Source organism: Streptomyces sp. NPDC015127 (genome assembly GCF_043080095.1).
In the GTDB taxonomy this organism is placed as follows: domain Bacteria; phylum Actinomycetota; class Actinomycetes; order Streptomycetales; family Streptomycetaceae; genus Streptomyces.
Map to the genome: position 1 here is coordinate 608,692 of NZ_JBIBVE010000001.1, position 19,461 is coordinate 628,152.

General features: G+C 71.6%; 17 protein-coding genes and 1 pseudogene. 9 read left to right on the forward strand and 9 right to left on the reverse strand.

The annotated features are described in order from the left end of the window. Positions 1–16: 16 nt before the first annotated feature. The 3 genes from ACF08N_RS02585 (at position 17) to ACF08N_RS02595 (ending at position 3,944) form a co-directional block, all read left to right on the forward strand. A complete protein-coding gene (locus tag ACF08N_RS02585; RefSeq protein ID WP_392322702.1) occupies positions 17–619 on the forward strand; it encodes a TIGR03086 family metal-binding protein in 603 nt (200 codons plus the stop codon). A 98-nt stretch (positions 620–717) separates the two neighbouring features. Beyond that, entirely contained in the window at positions 718–1,371 is a 654-nt protein-coding gene (locus tag ACF08N_RS02590; protein WP_392322703.1) for an exonuclease, read from the forward strand. Positions 1,372–1,484: 113 nt separating this feature from the next. Further along, on the forward strand, positions 1,485–3,944 hold the full coding sequence (locus ACF08N_RS02595) for a polysaccharide lyase 8 family protein (protein WP_392322704.1): 2,460 nt from the start codon (positions 1,485–1,487) through the stop codon (positions 3,942–3,944). Positions 3,945–4,535: 591 nt separating this feature from the next. On the opposite strand, the gene ACF08N_RS02600 is transcribed toward ACF08N_RS02595, so the two are convergent. Beyond that, on the reverse strand, positions 4,536–5,630 hold the full coding sequence (locus ACF08N_RS02600) for a LacI family DNA-binding transcriptional regulator (RefSeq protein ID WP_392322705.1): 1,095 nt from the start codon (positions 5,628–5,630) through the stop codon (positions 4,536–4,538). A 195-nt stretch (positions 5,631–5,825) separates the two neighbouring features. On the opposite strand from ACF08N_RS02600, the gene ACF08N_RS02605 reads away from it, so the two are divergent. Beyond that, on the forward strand, positions 5,826–6,692 hold the full coding sequence (locus ACF08N_RS02605; protein WP_392322706.1) for a chitosanase: 867 nt from the start codon (positions 5,826–5,828) through the stop codon (positions 6,690–6,692). A gap of 75 nt (positions 6,693–6,767) precedes the next feature. Here the strand turns inward: ACF08N_RS02605 and ACF08N_RS02610 are convergent, their stop codons facing one another. The 8 genes and pseudogenes from ACF08N_RS02610 to ACF08N_RS02645 all read right to left on the reverse strand — a co-directional run bounded on the left by ACF08N_RS02610 (position 6,768) and on the right by ACF08N_RS02645 (position 13,879). Further along, on the reverse strand, positions 6,768–8,207 hold the full coding sequence (locus ACF08N_RS02610; RefSeq protein WP_392322707.1) for a nucleobase:cation symporter-2 family protein: 1,440 nt from the start codon (positions 8,205–8,207) through the stop codon (positions 6,768–6,770). A 240-nt stretch (positions 8,208–8,447) separates the two neighbouring features. Beyond that, entirely contained in the window at positions 8,448–9,848 is a 1,401-nt protein-coding gene (locus tag ACF08N_RS02615) for an 8-oxoguanine deaminase (protein ID WP_392322708.1), read from the reverse strand. Positions 9,849–9,929: 81 nt separating this feature from the next. Further along, positions 9,930–10,730 (reverse strand): annotated as a pseudogene (locus tag ACF08N_RS02620) (solute carrier family 23 protein); the annotation flags it as partial. Between the two features lie 538 nt (positions 10,731–11,268). Then, complete coding sequence (gene pucL, locus ACF08N_RS02625) at positions 11,269–12,192, reverse strand: factor-independent urate hydroxylase (protein ID WP_392322709.1); 924 nt, start codon at positions 12,190–12,192, stop codon at positions 11,269–11,271. A gap of 5 nt (positions 12,193–12,197) precedes the next feature. After that, entirely contained in the window at positions 12,198–12,590 is a 393-nt protein-coding gene (gene uraH / locus ACF08N_RS02630; protein ID WP_392322710.1) for a hydroxyisourate hydrolase, read from the reverse strand. Then, on the reverse strand, positions 12,587–13,105 hold the full coding sequence (uraD, locus tag ACF08N_RS02635; protein WP_392322711.1) for a 2-oxo-4-hydroxy-4-carboxy-5-ureidoimidazoline decarboxylase: 519 nt from the start codon (positions 13,103–13,105) through the stop codon (positions 12,587–12,589). The genes uraH and uraD overlap by 4 nt, the downstream gene beginning before the upstream one ends. 151 nt (positions 13,106–13,256) lie before the next feature. After that, positions 13,257–13,634 carry a helix-turn-helix domain-containing protein gene (locus ACF08N_RS02640; RefSeq protein WP_392322712.1) on the reverse strand — a complete coding sequence of 126 codons (378 nt, stop codon included), beginning with the start codon at positions 13,632–13,634 and terminating at the stop codon, positions 13,257–13,259. Further along, positions 13,631–13,879, reverse strand: a complete 249-nt coding sequence (locus tag ACF08N_RS02645) for a hypothetical protein (RefSeq protein WP_392322877.1) — start codon at positions 13,877–13,879, stop codon at positions 13,631–13,633. The genes ACF08N_RS02640 and ACF08N_RS02645 overlap by 4 nt, the downstream gene beginning before the upstream one ends. Before the next feature lie 155 nt (positions 13,880–14,034). Between ACF08N_RS02645 and ACF08N_RS02650 the strand changes: the two genes are divergently transcribed. The 5 genes from ACF08N_RS02650 to ACF08N_RS02670 all read left to right on the forward strand — a co-directional run bounded on the left by ACF08N_RS02650 (position 14,035) and on the right by ACF08N_RS02670 (position 19,456). Next, positions 14,035–15,084 carry a lytic transglycosylase domain-containing protein gene (locus ACF08N_RS02650; RefSeq protein ID WP_392322713.1) on the forward strand — a complete coding sequence of 350 codons (1,050 nt, stop codon included), beginning with the start codon at positions 14,035–14,037 and terminating at the stop codon, positions 15,082–15,084. A gap of 129 nt (positions 15,085–15,213) precedes the next feature. Continuing rightward, on the forward strand, positions 15,214–16,248 hold the full coding sequence (locus tag ACF08N_RS02655) for a sigma-70 family RNA polymerase sigma factor (protein ID WP_392322714.1): 1,035 nt from the start codon (positions 15,214–15,216) through the stop codon (positions 16,246–16,248). A gap of 662 nt (positions 16,249–16,910) precedes the next feature. Beyond that, positions 16,911–17,867 (forward strand): ABC transporter ATP-binding protein, encoded by a 957-nt coding sequence (locus tag ACF08N_RS02660; RefSeq protein ID WP_392322715.1) that lies wholly within the window; start codon positions 16,911–16,913, stop codon positions 17,865–17,867. Next, complete coding sequence (locus ACF08N_RS02665; protein ID WP_307712734.1) at positions 17,864–18,634, forward strand: ABC transporter permease; 771 nt, start codon at positions 17,864–17,866, stop codon at positions 18,632–18,634. The genes ACF08N_RS02660 and ACF08N_RS02665 overlap by 4 nt, the downstream gene beginning before the upstream one ends. A 3-nt stretch (positions 18,635–18,637) precedes the next feature. Continuing rightward, on the forward strand, positions 18,638–19,456 hold the full coding sequence (locus tag ACF08N_RS02670) for an ABC transporter permease (RefSeq protein WP_307712735.1): 819 nt from the start codon (positions 18,638–18,640) through the stop codon (positions 19,454–19,456). The last annotated feature ends 5 nt before the right edge of the window (positions 19,457–19,461 follow it).

The window sequence follows — 19,461 nt, forward strand, 5'->3', positions numbered from 1 at the left end:
GGCCGGTCATCACTGCATGACTGCCTCCGACACGACACCCGACCTCCGGTCCGCCGCCGACGGCATCCTGAAGCTGCTCCCCGCGATCGGCGACGAGCAACTGGGCGATCCGACCCCCTGCCCCGCCTACGCCGTGCGCGAGATCCTCGCCCACATCCACGGGCTGGCCACGGCCTTCCGCGACGCCGGGCGCAAGGACCTCGGTGCCACCACCGGGACCAGCCCCGACGCGGCGCTCCCGGTCCTGGCCGACGACTGGCGCACCGCGATTCCGCAGCGCCTGGACGAGCTGGTCGAGGCGTGGCGCGGCCCGGCCGCGTGGGAGGGCATGACGCAGGCCGGCGGCGTCACACTGCCCGGGGCCGTAGCAGGCCGGGTCGCGCTGAACGAACTCGTGATCCACGGCTGGGACCTGGCCCGCGCCACGGGTCAGCCGTACGCGCCCGACGAGGCCAGCATGTCCGTGTCGCGGGACCTGCTGACCCCGGCGGACGGCGACGAGCTCCGGGGGGACATCTTCGGACCGGTGGTGGCGGTGCCGGAGAGCGCGCCGCTGCTGGACCGGATCGTGGGCCTCAGCGGCCGCCGCCCGGACTGGGCGCCGACGGACGCCCGCTGAGCCGACCCGGGCGGACCGGGGCCGGGCCGCACGGCCCGCCCCGCCCGCCCGCGGAAATCCGCAGGAGCCGCGGGCCCCGGCCCTGCCATGCTCCCTCCATGCCCCACACGTCAGGCTCGTCCCGCACCTCACGCACCTCACGCACCTCTCGCCGTACGCGACCGAAGCCCTCGCTCTACATCTCCGTCGACGTCGAGGCCGACGGCCCGATCCCCGGCCCGTATTCGATGATCAGCCTCGGCGCCGCCGTCGCGGGCCGTCAGGACGCGGACGGCTATGTGCCGGCCGATCCCGAGGTCCGCACCTTCTACCGCGAACTGCGGCCCATCAGCGACGACTTCGTGCCGGAGGCCCTTGCCGTCAGCGGTCTGGACCGCGAGCGTCTGCTGCGCGAGGGCGGCGAACCGGGCGCCGTGATGGCCGAGTTCGGCGCGTGGGTGCGCGAGGCGGCCCGCGAGGCGGGGGCGCAGCCGGTGATGTGCGGGTACCCGGCCTCGTACGACTGGACGTTCCTCTACTGGTATCTGATCCGCTTCACCGGCGGAAGCCCGTTCGGCCACTCCGGCTGCCTGGACATGAAGACCCTGTACGCGACGAAGGCCCGCCTGCCGCTGCGTGCCGTGGCCAAGGGCACGATGCCGCCGGCGCTGCTGTCCGCGCGCCGGCACACCCACCACGCCCTGGACGACGCCGTCGAGCAGGCGGAGCTGTTCAGCAACCTCATGCTCTGGGAGCCCGACAGGATTGAGTGACCGTCAGGCAGGCAAACGATCGAAACGCTCAATTACGTCAGCTGTATTGAGCGATTGAGCAATCCGGTGCTAGAAACCGGTCACTTGGCCGCCCCTCGCTCCGGAGGACCCCGATGACGACCGCCTGGAACCGCCGCGGTTTCCTGCACGTGACAGGCAGCACCGCCCTCGCGCTGACGATCGCCGCTCCCGCCTCCCCCGCCGGAGCGGCCACGACGTCAGGTACGGCGTCCGAGGCAGCTGCCGCCGACGAGTTCGCCACCTTGCGCGCCACATGGCGCGACCTCGTCCTCGGCAGCGGCTTCAGTCCCACCGCCGAGCCGTTCCGCTCCCGCCTCGCCGAGCTGGGCACCACCGCCGCCGGCTGGCGCGACTCCATGAATCCCCAGTCCGGCTCGCTGTGGCCCGATCTGGTCTTCGCCGACCCCGATCCGGACACCGACCAGGAGTCGTACGGCTACTCCGCGAAGATCGTGGACAGTTACGCCCGCCTGCTGACGATGGCGGAGGCGTACGTGCGCCAGGGCACCGGTCTCACCGGGAACGCCGGGCTGGCCACCGCCGTCCTCACCGGCCTCGACCACGTGTACACCGAGGTGTACAACGAGAACCGCACCCGGTACGGCAACTGGTGGAGCTGGCAGATCGGGGCACCGCAGCGCCTCCTCGACATCTGCGTCCTGATGTACGACCTGATCCCCGCCGACCGCATCGCCGCCTACTGCGCCGCCGTCGACCACTTCGTGCCGGACTCGGCCGTCGGCTCGTACACCGGCACGAGCACCGGCGCCAACCGCGTCGACCTGTGCCGCGTCATCGCGGTGCGCGGAGTCGTCGGCGGCAACGCGGCGAAGATCGCCCTGGCCCGGGACGCGCTGTCGCCGGTCTTCCCGTACGTGACCTCCGGCGACGGGCTCTACGCCGACGGGTCCTTCGTCCAGCACACCTGGGTGCCGTACACGGGCTCGTACGGCTCGGTCATGCTCGGCGGCATCGGGCTGCTCCTGGCGCTCCTGACCGGATCCTCCTGGAGCGTGACCGACCCGGGCCGGCAGATCGTGCTGGACGCGGTCGAGAACGCGTGGGCCCCGTTCCTCTACAACGGTCTGATCATGGACGGTGTCTCCGGCCGCGCGCCGAGCCGCGGGGTGTCCGCGTCCGACGCCAAGCGCATCCAGCAGGACGACCACACCCGCGGCCACATCGTCCTCGCGGCAATCGTCCTGCTCGGCCAGGGCGCGAGCAGCGCCGAGAACGCGCGCTGGCGCGGCCTGGTCAAGGGCTGGATGCGGCGCGACTACTACAGCCCCGCGCTCCAGGACCCCTCACTCCCCCTCTCGGCGCTGGCCAGACTGGCCGGGGTGCAGAACGACACCTCGGTCTCCCCCGTCGCCGAACCCACCGGGCACCGGCTGTTCGCGGCCATGGACCGCGCCACCCACCGGCGGCCGGGCTGGGCCGCCTCGCTCAGCATGGCGTCCCGGCGGATCACGCACTACGAAACGGGCAACGGGGAGAACCTGCGGGGCTGGCACACCGGCAGCGGAATGCTCTACTGGTGGGGCGACAGCTACGGCAACGGCCAGTACTCGGACGCCTTCTGGCCGACGGTCGACCCCTACCGGCTGCCCGGCACCACCGTGTCGAAGAAGCAGCTGGCCGACGCGGCGGGCGGCGACTGGGGTGCGTCCCGGCCGGACGCGACGTGGGTGGGCGGCGCGACCGACGGTACGTACGCGAGCATCGGCCAGCATCTGAAGGGGCTGTCCAGCACCCTGACGGCGAAGAAGTCGTGGTTCTGCCTCGACGACGCGATCGTGTGCCTGGGCGCGGGCATCACCTGCACCGACGGCACGGCGGTCGAGTCGGTGGTCGACAACCGCAACCTGGGGGCGTCGGGAACGCACGCGCTGACCGTCGACGGCACGGTCCGGCCCTCGACGCTCCCGTGGTCGGCGTCCCTCGCGGGGGCCGACTGGGCGCACATCGGTGGCTTCGGCGGTTACGTGTTCCTGGACGGCACCGGCCTCAACGCGCTGCGCGAGCAGCGCACCGGCAGATGGAGCGACATCAACAGGGGCGGCTCCACGACCACGATCAGCAGGCGCTACCTCACCTTGTACGTGGACCACGGCACGGACCCGGTGGACGCGGGATACGCGTATCAGGTGCTGCCGGGCGCGAGCGCCGCACGGACGGCGGCGCGCGCGGCGGATTCCGCCCGGACGCGGATCCTGGCCAACACCGGTGGCCAGCAGGGCATCCGGGTGGCCCCGCTCGGCTTCACCGGGGTCAACTTCTGGTCGGCCGGGACCGCCGGCCCGCTGGTGGCGAGCGCCCCGTGCGCCGTGATGATCCGGGAGAAGGACGACGGCACGGCGGTGGTCTGCGTCTCGGACCCGATGCGGGCGCAGACGTCGCTGACACTGACGTGGAACCGTGCGGTCGCCTCGGTGATCTCCAAGCCGCCGACGGTCACGTCGGCGACGACGGGCTCGTCGCTCCGCCTGACGTTCGGAAACCTGACCGGCACGGCGGGCGCCACCCAGAAGATCACCGTCCGCCTCGGCTGACACGGCGAGCGCGGGTGGCGCCCGTTGCCGGGCCCGCACGTGGGCCTTGCCGTCCTGGCTGACGCGAGGCGCCCCCGACGCCGGCTTGCGATCCGGCCCGGCCGGCGACGGCGGGATTCCGTTCCGCGGATCGTCGGACGGGCGGTGTGCCGCAGGACGTCCGCCTCGGCTTCCGCGAGGGGGCTGGTGGCACGGCCCCGGTCGGGCCCGCGGGCCTGCCGCCTCGGCTGACCTGGCGTCGGCACCCCTGGCGCCTGCTGCCGGTCCGGCGGTCCGGCCGGTGACGGTACAGGGTTGTGGTCCGGCCGGCGAGGCGGAGTTCGGTACCTGGCCGGCGGCGCGCACTCCGGTCCGGCACGGCACGAGGGCCCTCCGTCCGGACGGGCCGGCGGCGCGCACCCGGGTCCGGCACGGTCCGGCACGGCACGAGGGCCCTCCGTCCGGACGGGCCGGCGGCGCGCACCCGGGTCCGGCACGGCACGAGGGCCCTCCGTCCGGACGGGCCGGCGGCGCGCACCCGGGTCCGGCACGGCACGGGGGCCCTCCGTCCGGACGACCGCACGATTCCTGGGTCCGGCACGGACGGGTCGCTCAGGGCGTCGGTGTGCCGCAGGACGCTCGGATTCTCAACTCGGGGAGCAGGTCCACATGCTGACGCGGCGACGGCCCGACGCCCGCGTCGCGTTCGGCGAGTCGTTGCAGCAGCAGGCCGGCCGCCAGGCCGCCGACCGACCGTTTCGGCGGTGCCACTGCGGTGAGCGGGACGTCCGCCATGCCCGCCACCTCGTCGTCGTAGGCGACGAGCGCGAGGTCGCCGGGGACGGCGATGCCGTGCGCCTGCAGCCTGGGGACCAGGACGATCGCGTCCTCGTCGCTGTGCACCAGGGCCGCGGTCACGCCGTGCCGGGTCACGGCCTCGGCGAGATGGCGGGCCGGCGCGTCGTAGCGGGCGTGTCCCACCCGGTCGGGCGCGAAGGTGAGGGGTGAGCCCGGGGCGGGGTCGAGTCCGAGGGCCTCCACGGCCACCCGGTAGCCCGCGGTGATCTGCGCCGCGTGCGGGCCCTCCTGGACCACGGCGGTCACCTTGCGGTGCCCGAGCGCGGCGAAGTGGGCCATCGCCAGCACGGCTCCCTGCGCCCGGTCCGTACGCACCCGGTCGAGTCCTGCCGCCGGATTGCCCGCGGGCGCCCAGCGTTCGACGAGGACGACCGGGGATCCGCACGCCAGCAGCCACTCCTCCTGGCCGTCCGATGGCACTCCCCCGAACCAACTGGGGGCCACCAGCAGCGCGTCGGCGCCGCCGGCGAGCAGTCGGCCGGCCTGCACCGGGTCCTCGGTGTCGAGGTAGCCGGTCATGCCGAGGACGAGCCGGCCGCCCTGCGCCTCGACCGTTTCGCGCGCGCCGCGCACGATGTCCGCGAAGATCGATCCGGTGGTCGGCACGATCATGCCGATCACCGGCCCGTCGCCCTCCGTCTCGCGCGGCTCGTCGGCGCTCGCGCCGGGCCACAGGACAGCGCCGTGCGTGCGCCGCAGGCGCCCCTGGGCGGCGAGCGCCTCCACGTCGCGGCGCAGGGTCACGGCGGAGACGCCCAGTTCGTCGGCGAGGTCCGCGACGCGGAGCCTGCCCCGCTGCCTGACCAGCTCCAGCACGCGCGCATGGCGCTGATCGACGTGCTGCCTCATGTCCGCCCCCACATTCCGCTCCGCCGACGGCGTGCATCGCGGCAAGCGTAGCGATCGCAAGCGTATCGATCGGTTTTCGATCCCAACGATCGGCGGCAGATCTGAGCATGCCCGGGGGTGTACGCAGCCCGGCGCCCGCTGGTAGGAAAGTTTCCTAACAGAGTAACTCCCCGGCCAACTCCCCCTGGAGGCACGGTGCCCACCCCCCACAAGCGCACCCGTACCCGGCTCGGACTCCTTCCGCGTGTGGTGCTCGGTGCGATCCTCGTCGCCCTGCCCGCCACCGCCGTCGCGGCGGACGCGACGGAATCGGATCCGCAGCGGCACAGCCGGCCGGCGGCCGCGCCCGCCGCCCTGGGTCTCGACGATCCGGTGAAGAAGGAGATCGCCATGCAGCTGGTCTCCGGCGCGGAGAACTCCTCGCTCGACTGGAAGGCCCAGTACCGCTACATCGAGGACATAGGCGACGGCCGCGGTTACACCGCCGGCATCATCGGCTTCTGCTCCGGCACCGGGGACATGCTCGACCTCGTCGAGCTCTACACGCAGCGCAAGCCGGGCAATGTCCTGGCGAAGTACCTGCCCGCGCTGCGGAAGGTGGACGGCACCGACTCGCACGAGGGACTCGACCCGGGCTTCACACGCGACTGGCGCAGGGCCGCCGAGGACCCGGCGTTCAAGAAGGCCCAGAACGACGAACGCGACCGGGTCTACTTCGACCCCGCCGTGAAGCGGGGCAAGCAGGACGGCCTCGGTGTGCTCGGCCAGTTCGCGTACTACGACGCCATCGTCATGCACGGCGACGGCGGCGACAGCACGAGCTTCGGCAGCATCCGCAGGAAGGCGCTGGCGAAGGCCAGGCCCCCGGCCCAGGGAGGCGACGAGAAGGCGTACCTGCACGCGTTCCTCGACGCCCGCGTCTGGGCGATGAAGCAGGAGGAGGCGCACGAGGACACCAGCCGCGTGGACACCGCGCAGCGGGTCTTCCTCGACAAGGGCAATCTGCGCCTGGACACCCCGCTCGACTGGAAGGTCTACGGCGACAGCTACCACATCGGCTGACACCGCACGGCACGCCGAACGGGCGGCCCGGGAGTGTTCCCGGGCCGCCCGTTGCGTCGTGTCCGTGGGCCGGGCTCAGTGCACGGCGGCGGCCGGTGCCGGGACCTTTCCGGACTCCGATGAGGCGTCCTCCTGCGAACCGCCCTTCTTCCCCCAGTGGTTGAAGGCCAGGTTGAGCACGATCGCCACGATGCACCCGGTGGAGATGCCCGAGTCCAGCACCACCAGCAGGTCCTTCGGGAAGGCGTGGTAGAACTCCGGCGCCGCGATCGGGATCAGTCCGATGCCGACGGCGGCGGCCACGATCAGCGCGTTCTCGCCCTTCTCCAGGGCCGCCGTCGCCAGCGTCTGGATGCCGCTCGACGCGACCGTGCCGAAGAGCACGATGCCCGCGCCGCCGAGGACCGGCAGCGGGACGAGCGCGATCACGGACGCGGCGACCGGGCACAGACCGAGGAGGATGAGGATGCCGCCGCCCGCGGCGACGACGAAGCGGCTGCGCACCTTCGTCATCGCGACGAGCCCGATGTTCTGGGCGAAGGCGCTGCACATGAAGCCGTTGAAGAGCGGGCTGATGGCCGAGCCGAGCGTGTCGGCGCGCAGGCCGCCCTCGATGGTGCGCTCGTCCGCGGGGCGGTCCACGATCCGGCCCAGCGCCAGCATGTCGGCGGTGGACTCGGTCATGCACACCAGCATCACGATGCACATGGAGACGATCGCCGCGATCTCGAACTGCGGTGCGCCGAAGTGGAACGGCGTCGGGAAGCCGACGAGGCCGGCGTCCTTGATGGCGTCGAGGTTCGTCATGCCGAGCGGCAGGGCGACAAGGGTGCCGACGACCAGGCCCAGCAGGATCGCGATCTGCTGGAGGAAGCCGCGCAGCAGTTTGCGCAGGGCCAGCACGACGACGAACGTGAGCGCCGCCATGCCGATGTTCTTCATCGAGCCGTAGTCGTCGGCGGTGGAGTTGCCGCCCTGCGACCAGTTGAAGGCGACGGGCAGCAGCGAGACACCGATCAGGGTGATGACCGTGCCGGTGACGACGGGCGGGAAGAAGCGGACGAGCTTGGAGAAGTACGGAGTGAGGATGAAGCCCAGGACGCTGGCGACGATGATCGCGCCGAAGATGACGGCGATTCCGTCGTACCCGCGGTCGCGGCCTATCGCGACCATCGGCGTCACGCCGGCGAACGAGACGCCGTTGACGAACGGCAGCCGGGCGCCCACGCGCCAGAAACCGAGCGTCTGCAGCAGGGTCGCGATTCCGGCGGTGAACAGACTCGCGCCCATGAGGAACGCGGTGTCCTTGGCGTCGAGGCCCACGGCGGGTCCGACGATCATCGGCGGGGCCACCACACCCGCGTACATGGCGGCCACGTGCTGCAGCCCGGTGGTGAACATCTTGAAGGGGGGAAGGGTCTCGTCGACCGGATGTTTCCGGTCTGATGCCTCGGCGGTCGAGGTGTGCGCGGCCACGGCGGTGCCTCCGGTCGGGTAACACGTCGTCGGGGACATGGGTGTCAGGGAGGTGGTGCGGGGGTGCAGTTGTAGCTCGTGATGCGGCGTGCACATACCGGGTCGCCCAGACCGGTGGTGCGGAAGGTGACCGTGCCGGAATCTGTTGGCACGAGTCACCTTCACCGGGGGGTACGCACCTTTATCGCGCGTACCCCCCGGCAAGGGCTGCCATGGACCCCGCTCGGGTCCACGGCCGCCGGCCGGGGGCCGTCCCCCCCTGCCGGACTTCTGGGGGGGTCAGCCCTGCGCGGCGATACGCGCGAGGCGCTGCGCCTCGTCCCGCGTGGCGCGGGCGATGGCGTCCTCGTCCACCGTGGTCAGGTGGTTGTTCTCGACCACGGGCTTTCCGTCGACGAGGGAGAGCGATACGGGAGCGGCCGCGCCGAAGACCAGCGCGACGACCGGGTCGGCGATGGAGGAGTGCGCGAGCGTGTCGAGCTTCCACAGCACGAGGTCGGCGAGCTTGCCGGACTCCAGCGAACCGATCTGGGTGGCGCGGCCGAGGACCTGCGCGCCGCCGTAGGTGCCGAGCCGCAGCGCCTGGCGGGCGTTGAGGGCGGCCTCGCGGTGGGCGCCGAGCCGGTTGATCAGCAGCGCGTTGCGCAGTTCGGTGTGGAGTTCGCCGGACTCGTTGGAGGCCGTGCCGTCGACACCGAGGCCGACCGGGACGCCCGCCTTCAGCATGTCGGGGACGCGGGCGATGCCGGCGGCGAGGCGCGCGTTGGACGAGGGGCAGTGCGCGACACCGGTCCTCGTGCGGGCGAAGGCCTCGATGTCGGAGTCGTTCATGTGGACGCAGTGCGCCATCCACACGTCCTCGCCGAGCCAGCCGGTCGACTCGAAGTAGTCGGTGGGGCCCATGCCGAAGAGTTCCTTGCAGAACTCCTCCTCCTCCACGGTCTCCGAGCCATGGGTGTGCATGCGCACGCCCTTGCGGCGGGCCAGTTCGGCGCCTTGGCGCAGCAGTTCGGTGGAGACGGAGAACGGGGAGCAGGGCGCGACGGCGATCTGCGTCATCGCGTCGAAGGAGGCGTCGTGGTGCTTGTCGATGGTCTCCTCGGTGGCGGCGAGGGCGCCTTCGAGGGACTCGACGGCGAAGTCCGGCGGCAGGCCGCCGTCCGACTTCCCGCGGTCCATGGAGCCGCGGGCAAGGGTGAAGCGCACGCCCATGTCGCGTGCGGCACCGATGATCGCGCCGGACAGGTCGCCGGACCCCTGCGGGTAGACGTAGTGGTGGTCCATGGCGGTGGTGACGCCGCCGCGGGCCATCATCGCGAGCGAGCCCTGGGCGGCGGCGCGGGCCATCGGCTCGTCGATGCGCGCCCAGGTCGGGTAGAGGGCGACCAGCCAGTTGAAGAGGTTGTGGTCGGTGGCCAGACCCCGGGTGATCCACTGGTAGAAGTGGTGGTGGGTGTTGATCAGTCCGGGTGTCGCGAGGTGGCCGGTGCCGTCGATGCGGCGTACGACGTTCTCGAGGCCCTGGGGGGCCGGTCCCGCTCCTACCGACTCGATGCGGTTGCCGGCGACGACGAGGTGGCCCGAGGCGTACTCGGTGTCGTCGGCGTCGACCGTCGCGATCGCACAGTTCTCGATGACGATGCGCTCGAGGGCGCCGTCGTGGGCTGCCGAAGGTGCCATGGTGCTTCCTTCTTCTGTCTTGGCGGGTGGCTTGGGGTCCCCCCTCGGACGAAGTCCTCGGGGAGAGGGCACGGCAGGACCCTAGGAGGATTTGAGTGCCACAGCCTGGCGGCTGCGGGTGCCGAGATGGTGGAGGAACAGGTTGAGCAGGACCGCGACGAGTGCTCCGGCGCTGATCCCGGAGCCGAGGACGGTCTGCGCCCAGGCGGGGAAATCGGCGTGGAAGGTGGGCGCGGCGAGCGGGACGATGCCCGTGCCGAGCGCGACGGCCACCAGGATGATGGGGGAGCTGTCGTCGAGTCCGGCCTCGGAGAGCGTACGGATGCCGCTGACGGCGATCGAGCCGAACAGGACGATGCCGGCGCCGCCGAGGACGGGCATCGGGACGAGCGAGACGACCGCGCCGAGGACGGGGAAGGCGCCGAGGACGAGCAGGGCACCTCCGGCGACGGCGACGACGTAGCGGCTGCGCACCCGGCTCAGGGAGACCACGCCGACGCTCTGGGCGAAGGCGGAGGCGGGGAAGCCGCCGAAGACGGGTCCGACGAGGGTGGCGATGCCGCTGGTGCGCAGTCCACGGGTGATGGTCCGCCCGTCGCCGCGGCGCCCGCAGATCTCGCCGAGCGCGAGCATGCCGGCGCTGGACTCGGTCATGAGCACGAGCATCACGATGCACGGGGAGAGGATCGCGGCGGGCTGGAACTCGGGGGCGCCGAAGGCGAAGGGGCTCGGCAGGGCGGCGACCGGTGCCTCACGCAGCGCGGTGAAGTCGGCCATGCCGAAGGGGATCGCGGCGAGCGCGAGGGACTTCATGGCGCCGGAGTCGGCGGCGGTGGCGTCCCCGCCCCGCGCCCGGGAGACGGGCACAGGCATGAGCACAAGCGCACCGGCACCACAGAGGAACGTCGGGCTCGAACCCGCTGCTCGAACGAGTGAACGGTCAGCCTTACCAGGGAACTTGGGAAGCATCGACAGGTAAGCCGCCCTGCACGCGAGGCAGTTCGGTCGGGCGCCGGTGGCAACCGCTCCGGCATCACCGGAGTGATGATGCCGGACATCGGAGCTTCCAGGCCTGCCCGGGAGGTGCCGCGTGAGAGGGACCTCGCCCTCCACGGATTGGATGCGCGGGACGCATGCCGCCACCGTGGCGTGAAAGCGGGGAACCAGGTCGCCCAAGACCGTTCGGGGCGTCCCGTTGCGCAGGACGACAGTTCGGCTCAACGCCCAGGAACGGTGACGACGCCCGTGTACACGAGGGCGAAAGGCAGGAGAGCGGTGCCGATGCGCCGCCGAACGCGGCCCGGCGCCCGCCACATGGGTGCAGGTGCCGCGGACCAGCTCCGGTACAGGCTGTGCCATGGTCTTCCCTCCGGTCCGGACCCGCCCCCGCCGGCTGCGGCGGGGACGGATCGGTCCCGCGTCAGAGGTTGGTCATGTCGACCGGGATCTGCGGCTCGACGCCGTCCCGCAGGATGGTGGCCTCGATCAGGCCGTAGGGGCGGTCGGCCGCGTAGTAGACCTCGTTGTCGTTCTTGAGGCCGAACGGCTCGAGGTCGACGAGGAAGTGGTGCTTGTTCGGGAGCGAGAAGCGGACTTCGTCGATCTCGTTGCGGCTGTTGATGATGCGCGAGCCCATCTGGTACAGCGTCTGCTGCAGCGACAGCGAGTACGTCTCGGCGAAGGCCTGGAGCATGTGCTTCTTGACCTGCTCGTAGGACTTCTCCCAGTTGGGCATCTTCTGCTCGTCGTCACTCCAGTTGAACCGCCAGCGGCCGGACACCTGGGTGGCCAGGATGCGGTCGTACGCCTCCTGGAGCGTCGTGTACTTGTCCTTGACGTAGCCCCAGAACTCGGAGTTCGTCGAGTTCATCACGATCAGGTCCTTGAGGCCGGAGATGACCTGCCACGTCGAACCGTCGTAGGTGATCTGGGTGACCCGGGTCTCCTGGCCCTTGCGGACGAAGGAGTGCTTGACCTCGTCGGAGCCGATGAACTTGGAGTTGGCGTCGGACGTCTCGATGCGCTCCCAGGCGTACTCCTCGATCCGGATGCGCGCCCGGTGGATCGGCTCCTGGCTGGTCACGAAGTGACGGGCCAGGTGGATGCCGAACTGCTCGGCGGACTCGATGCCGTATTCCTTGGCGAACGCGTACACCGTGTTCTTGGTGGTGTCGGTCGGCAGGCAGTTGGCGTTCGACCCGGACAGGTGGACGTCGGACATGTCGCCGGAGAGGGCGACCGAGACGTTCAGGTCCTTGATGTGGTGGGTGTCGCCGTCCCGCGTGATCTTGACAACGCGGTTCTCTGCCTTGCCGTACTGATTCTGGCCGAGAATCGTGGGCATGTCTGCTAGCTCCCTCGGTAAACGGAGTAGCCGAACGGGTTGAGCAGCAGCGGTACGTGGTAGTGCTCGCCCGGTACGACGGCGAAGGTGATCGCCACCTCGGGGAAGAACACGCCGCTGTCCCGTAGCGCGGGGGCGTCCTGCTGTGCCTCGGCTTGCTTCTTCTTCTCGAAGTACGTCTCGGTCTCGAAGTCGAGACGTACATGGGTCGTGCCCTCCGGCAGCGCCGGAAGGTCCTTGCAGCGCCCGTCCGCGTCGGTCGCCGATCCGCCGAGCTGCTGCCACTCCGCCGCCGGGCCGCTGCGGGCCGACAGCGAGATGGCGACGCCCTCGGCGGGGCGGCCGATGCTGGTGTCCAGGATGTGCGTGGACACCGATGCCGTGGTTTCCGTGCTCATGCTTCTTCCTCTGCGAGCTCTACGAGGCGGGTCAGCCGAATGCGGTTGATCTTGCCCAGTTCGGTGCGGACGATCTCCCGCTCCTGCTCGGGCGAGTGGTCGATCCGCTCGCGGACGGCGTCCCTCATCTGCTCACCGGTACGGCCGGTGGCGCAGATCAGGAAGACATGACCGAACTTCTCCTGGTAGGCCAGGTTCAGTTCGAGCATCTCGGCCTTGAGCGCCTCGGACGCCCCGGCCATGCCGCTCTGTTCGCGGGAGGAGGTCGGGTCGCCGGGCTTCGGCCTGCCGATCGGCGGGTGGCCGGCCATGGCCTCGGCCAGATCGTCTGCGGTCAGCTCCGCCATGGCGGCGTCACTGGCCTCGAAGAGGGCTTCGGTGCTGGCGTACGGCCGCTGGGCGAGGATCTTGCTCCCCCAGGACGGACTGGCGCACACCTCGTGCAGGGCGGCCTGGGCCGCGCTGTCCTCGGAGGCGTTGAACCGGGCGAGACCCGGGTTCGGAAGTGAAGTCACGGGAGCCTCCGTGGCTTGTTCATCGTGGTGCTTCGGACGGGCTGCGGATAGCTAACGCCCTCCGGAACACGACGTCAACACTTTGTTGAAAACTCGCGTACACAAAAGCCGCCGCCCGGTGAGCCGGACGGCGGCGGCGGCAGGCCGGAGCTCAGTCGCCCTTGGCCGCGTTTTCCCTGTTCAGGTAGTTGTAGACGGTGAAGCGGCTGACGCCGAGCGCGCCGGCCACCGTCTCGACGCCGTGGCGGACGGAGAACGCTCCCCGCGCCTCCAGTGTCCTGACGACCGACTGCTTTGTCTTCCGGTCGAGTTCCGCGAGCGGCCTGCCGTGCTGCCGCTCCAGCGCCGCGAGAATGTGGTCGAGGGAGTCCGCGAGCTGCGGCAGGCGGACGGCGACGACCTCCTCGCCCTCCCAGCTCAGCACGACGTCGTCCTCGCGGGCCTCACCGGGCGTGATCAGCACGCCGCCCATGGCATCGACGAGAGGCTTGACCGCCTGGGCCAGCGCGTGATCGACGGACACGGTCATCCCTCCCCCTCCACCACGTTGACCTGCAGGGACACCCGGGTCGCACCGGTCTCCAGCGCCTTGCGCAGCAGCGCGTCGACGGCGCCGATCACCTGGTCGGCGCCGCCCTCGGCGGTGTTGCCGAAGGGGCCGACGTCCACCTTGTCCAGGCCCGCGCCCTGCACGACCTCGCGGACCGCCAGCGCGTGGGCGGGCGGTTCGTCCAGGTCGAACGGCTCGGTCGTGAACTCCACTCTCAGTCGCACCATGCCCCCACGGTAGCCGTGCCCTGCGGCGCTCCGACCCCCGATCCCCCCGTGCGAGATCCGCGAAAAACCGCGGTCCGCCGGCGACGGACCGGCGTTACCCGCGCGTAGAGCGGATGAGCACAGGAGCCCGTGGGTCAGGGAGGGGTCTGCAGATGACAGGACGTACGCGAAGAGGCGTCAGGGCGACAGCGGTGGCGACCGCGGCGATGGCGGCGCTCACCGCCTCCCAGGGCCCGGGGACCGCCGCCTCCGCCGGGCAGCGGGGACCCGAGCACGCGCAGGGGCCGAGCGTGACCGGGGACAGCACGTACCGCACCGAGCTTCCGCCGCTGCGGGTACCGGGCGCGGGCGGCGCCAGGGAGCGGCAGTCGGCCGGTACGGCGGCCCCGGCGTCGGTCGGCGCGCTGCCCGCCACCGTGTTCGCCGCCTACCGGGCCGCCGAGTCGGAGCTGGCGCGCAGTGCCCCCGGCTGCGGGCTGCGCTGGCAGCTGCTCGCGGCGATCGGCCAGGTCGAGTCCGGCCAGGCACGCGGCGGCCGGGTGAGCGCGGACGGCACCACGCTCACGCCGATCCTCGGCCCCCGCCTGGACGGCAACGGCTTCGCGCTCATCCGGGACACCGACGGGGGCCGCCACGACGGGGACACCGCGTACGACCGGGCCGTCGGGCCCCTGCAGTTCATCCCCTCGACCTGGGCGAACTGGGGCGCCGACGGCAACGGCGACGGGCTCCGCGACCCCGGGAACGTCTTCGACGCGGCGCTCGCCGCGGGCCGCTACCTGTGCGCGGGCGGGCGCGACCTGTCGGCCGCGGGCGACCTCGACCGGGCCCTGCTCGGCTACAACCACTCCACGGCGTACCTCCTCACCGTGCGGGCCTGGTTCGCGTACTACCTCGACGGGCACTCGGTGGTGCCCGACCGCGGGGCCGCCGGGGAGCCGCAGGGCGAGGTACGCCCCTCGCCGGCGCGTACACCGTCCGCGGAGCCGACGGCGTCCGGGGCGAAGCCCCCGGCCCCCACGCCGTCGCGGTCCTCCTCTCCGCCCGCGTCCCGGTCCGCCTCCCCCTCGCCGTCGCCGTCCTCGTCCCCGACCGAGCCGGCCGGCACGACCGGGCCCGCCGAGCCCGTGCCCTCCCTGCCCGTCCCTGTCCCAGTGGTCCCCGGAGCCACCGTTCCCACGGCACTGACCAGCGCAGACTGAACTCGACGCCCCCTCCGGCAACGGAACGGACTCGATGGGGTCCACCCTCTCCACAACTCCGGATACCGGGCGGTAATGTCGCCATCCGCCGGACAGCACGAGACCGGTGGTGAGAGCGAGGGGGCCCTCATGGCGACGGACACACAGCCTGAGCACTCCGGTGGACCGTGCGCCGGCCCGGCGCACGAGCGCTGGCAGCGCGCCTGGAGCCACCGCGAGCAGCTGCTGCGGGTGGCCCGGCGCCGGTCCGTCAGCATGGAGGACGCCGAGGACGCCGTGCACGAGGCGATGCTCCGCGCCGCGGAGCAGCCTCACCTGGACGACGAACGGCTGGGCGCCTGGCTGACGACGGTGACGATGCGGCTGTGCGTCGACCGGCACCGCCAGGTCAGCCGTGAGGCGGAGGTCCGCACGAGCCCGACACTGCACCCGCCGCGGCCGGTACCGGTGGACGAGGCGGTCTGCGACCGGGCGGAGGCGCGCTGGCTGGCCGTACGCAGCGGTGAGCTGCCCGCCCGGCAGGCCGAGGCGCTGTGGCTGAAGTCGGAGGACCTGGACGTCGGCCAGGTCGCCGTGAAGATGGGCCTCAGCTACCGGACCGTCGAGTCCCTGCTGGCCAGGGCCCGGCGGACACTGCGGAACTCGCTGGCCGCGACGCTCGGTCTCGCGCTGTTGCTGTGCGGCCGCGGCCGCCCGCGCGGGGGCCACACGCAGGCGGTCGCGCTGGCCTCGACGGCGGCGACGCTGGCGGTCGCGGGCATGGTTTTGCCGTACGTGCACGGCCCGGACGCGCCCGCCCGGCCCCGCCCGGCGTCGCCGGCGGTCGCCTCCGAGCCGACCGCCCCGCCAGCGCCGGGATCGGGGTCCCGGCCGGCGGGGACGCCGTCGCCGCTCGGCTCGCGGCAGGGGCCGGTGCCGGTGCCGTCGGACGGCGCGCAGGCGGTGCTGCCGGAGGTGACGCTGCCCGAGGTGTCCCTGCCGCCGCTGCCGCTGGAGACGTCGTCGGTGCCGCGGCTGCCGGTGCTGCCGGAGGACGTCGAGGTCCCTGAGCTGCCGCTCCCGGGGGGCCCGGAGGTCGCGTCGACGACCCCGGAGCTGCCGGAGGTCACGCCGCCGCCGGTGCCGTCGCAATCGGCGCCGGTCCCGCTCCCGACGGGCCCCTGAGGGGGGTCGCTTCCCCCACCCCGCCCCTTCCCGTAACCGGGGTCCGCGCCTGCCCCACGTCGTGTGCCCGGGGCTCCGGCGACGGGGGCGTCGCGCCCCTGCGGCGCGGCTCACCAGGGCTCGGCGCCCCCGGCTTCCGTACCTCCGCCCGACGGGCGCGGGCTTCGGGGGCCCTACCGCCTTCGGCGGTAACCGTGGATTCGGAGATCTGGGGCACGTCCCCGCACCTGCGCACCTGCGCACCCACGGCCAGCCAACGCGGGCTTCAGGAGCTCCGTCCGGCGCCCCCGCACCGCCCCTCGGAGCGGTGCACCCGCGCCCTCCGCCCCCGCCCATGGCCCGGTGCCCGACGGGCACGGGCTTCGGGGCTTCGCCCGCCTCCGACTGACGCCTCGGGCCGGCAAGGGGCACCGCCCCCGCACTCGGGCTCCGCCCGCCCCTCGCAGCGGCCCCCTGCGCCCCGGGCGGCGCGGCCCCCGACGGGACGCCCACCAGCCTCGCCGGCGATTGAGGCGCGGGCCCCGGGCCCAGACCCGCCGCGGGCTGCCCCGCTTAGCGCTCCCGTAACCCACCCGAAAAAAATTTCGCCCCGTCGCGACGGACGACCCGTCCCTCCCCGTAGAGCAGGTGTCGGACCGCTCCACAGCTGAAGGGTGAACCGGATGGGTGTCGAGATCTGTGTGGAAGGGCTTACCAAGTCCTTCGGGCACCAGGTCATCTGGCAGGACGTCTCCCTGACCCTGCCCGCCGGTGAGGTCTCGGTCATGCTCGGGCCCTCCGGCACCGGCAAGTCGGTCTTCCTCAAGACCCTCGTCGGACTGCTCCGGCCCGAACGCGGCTCGGTCAAGATCGCGGGCACGGACATCACCAAGCTCCGCGAGCACGAGCTCTACGAGGTCCGCAAGCTCTTCGGGGTGCTGTTCCAGGACGGCGCGCTCTTCGGGTCGATGAACCTCTACGACAACATCGCCTTCCCGCTGCGCGAGCACACCCGCAAGCCGGAGAGCGAGATCCGCAGGATCGTCCTCGAGAAGATGGACATGGTCGGCCTCATCGGCGCCGAGGACAAGCTGCCCGGCGAGATCTCCGGCGGCATGCGCAAACGCGCCGGACTCGCCCGTGCCCTCGTGCTCGACCCGGAGATCATCCTGTTCGACGAGCCGGACTCGGGACTCGACCCGGTCCGCGTGGCCTACCTCAACCAGCTCATCGTCGACCTGAACGCCCAGATCGACGCCACGTTCCTCATCGTCACCCACGACATCGCCTCGGCCCGGCAGGTCCCGGACAACATCGGGCTGCTGTTCCGGCGGGAGCTCGTGATGTTCGGCCCGCGGGAGCAGCTGCTCACCAGCGAGGAGCCGGTCGTGCGGCAGTTCCTGAACGGGCGCATGCAGGGCCCGATCGGGATGGCGGAGGAGAAGGACGCCGCCCAGGTCGAGCAGGAACTCGCGCAACTGGGCGAGGAGGACGACGAGCAGCAGGGCATACCCGAGCTGACGCCCCGGCTGCTGCCCACCAAGGGCATCGACCGGCCTCCCCGCTGGGAGACGATCGCCGAGCGCGAAGCTCTGCGGCAGATGCGCGCCGCCGTGCGCGGGAAGGCGGCGGGCGCATGAGCTGGTCCCCGACAGGCGCGCTGCGGCATTCCGGCAGCCTGTTCGCGATGGGTCTGGACGTCCTGCGGACGATCCCCAAACGGCCCTTCCAGGCACGGGAGTTCATCCAGCAGGCGTGGTTCGTCGCGAGTGTGACGATCCTGCCGACCGCGCTGGTGTCCATTCCGTTCGGCGCGGTGATCGCCCTGCAGATCGGCAGCCTCACCCGGCAGCTGGGCGCGCAGTCGTTCTCGGGCGCGGCCTCGGTGCTGGCCGTGCTGCGGGAGGCGTCGCCGATCGTGACGGCGCTGCTGATCGCGGGCGCGGGCGGCACGGCGATCTGCGCGGACCTCGGCGCGCGCAAGATCCGCGAGGAGATCGACGCGATGCAGGTCCTCGGCATCGATCCGATCCACCGCCTGGTGGTGCCGCGGGTGCTCGCGACGATGCTGGTCGCGGTGCTGCTCAACGGGCTCGTGTCGGTGGTCGGCGTGGCCGGCGGCTACTTCTTCAACGTCGTTCTCCAGAACGGCACTCCAGGCGCGTACCTCGCCTCCTTCACCACCCTCGCCCAGCTGTCCGACCTGTGGGCGGCCGAGCTGAAGGCCCTGGTCTTCGGGGCGATCGCGGCGATCGTCGCCTCGTACAAGGGGCTGACCGCCAAGGGCGGGCCGAAGGGCGTGGGAGACGCGGTCAACCAGTCGGTGGTCATCACCTTCATGTTGCTGTTCGTGACGAACTTCGTGATGACCGCCGTCTACTTCCAAATCGTTCCGCAGAGGGGCTGAGCGATGCCGCTGTTGAATCGTGTGCTGCCACCTCAGCTCGAGGAGCTGGGTCGGCAGCTGTCCTTCTACGGCCGTTCGCTGGCCTGGACCGGGCGCACCCTGCGCCGCTACAAGAAGGAGATCCTGCGACTGCTCGCGGAAGTGAGCTTCGGCCGTGGCGCGCTCGCCGTCGTCGGCGGGACCGTCGGTGTGATCGCGTTCCTGTCGTTCTTCACCGGCACCGAGGTCGGCCTGCAGGGATACGCGGCGCTCAACCAGCTCGGCACGTCGAACTTCGTGGCGTTCCTGTCCGCGTACTTCAACACCCGTGAGATCGCCCCGCTGGTGGCGGGCCTGGCCCTCTCCGCGACGGTCGGGGCCGGTTTCACCGCGCAGCTGGGCGCGATGCGGATCAGCGAGGAGACCGACGCGCTCGAGGTGATGGGCGTCCCGTCGCTGCCGTTCCTGGTGACGACGCGGATGATCGCCGGGTTCGTCGCGGTGATCCCGCTGTACGTGATCGGGCTCCTGTCCTCGTACTTCGCCGCCCGCACCATCACCACCGGCTACTACGGGCAGTCCACCGGCACCTACGACCACTACTTCCAGCAGTATCTGCCGCCGGTCGACGTGTTCTGGTCCTTCGGCAAGGTGATCGTCTTCGCCGTCGTGATCATCCTGGTGCACTGCTACTACGGCTACTACGCGAGCGGTGGCCCGGCCGGTGTCGGCGTCGCGGTCGGGCGTGCGGTGCGGACCTCGATCGTGGCGATCAACATTCTCGACTTCTTCCTCAGCCTGGCGATCTGGGGCGCCAACACGACCGTACGGATAGCAGGGTAGGGGCC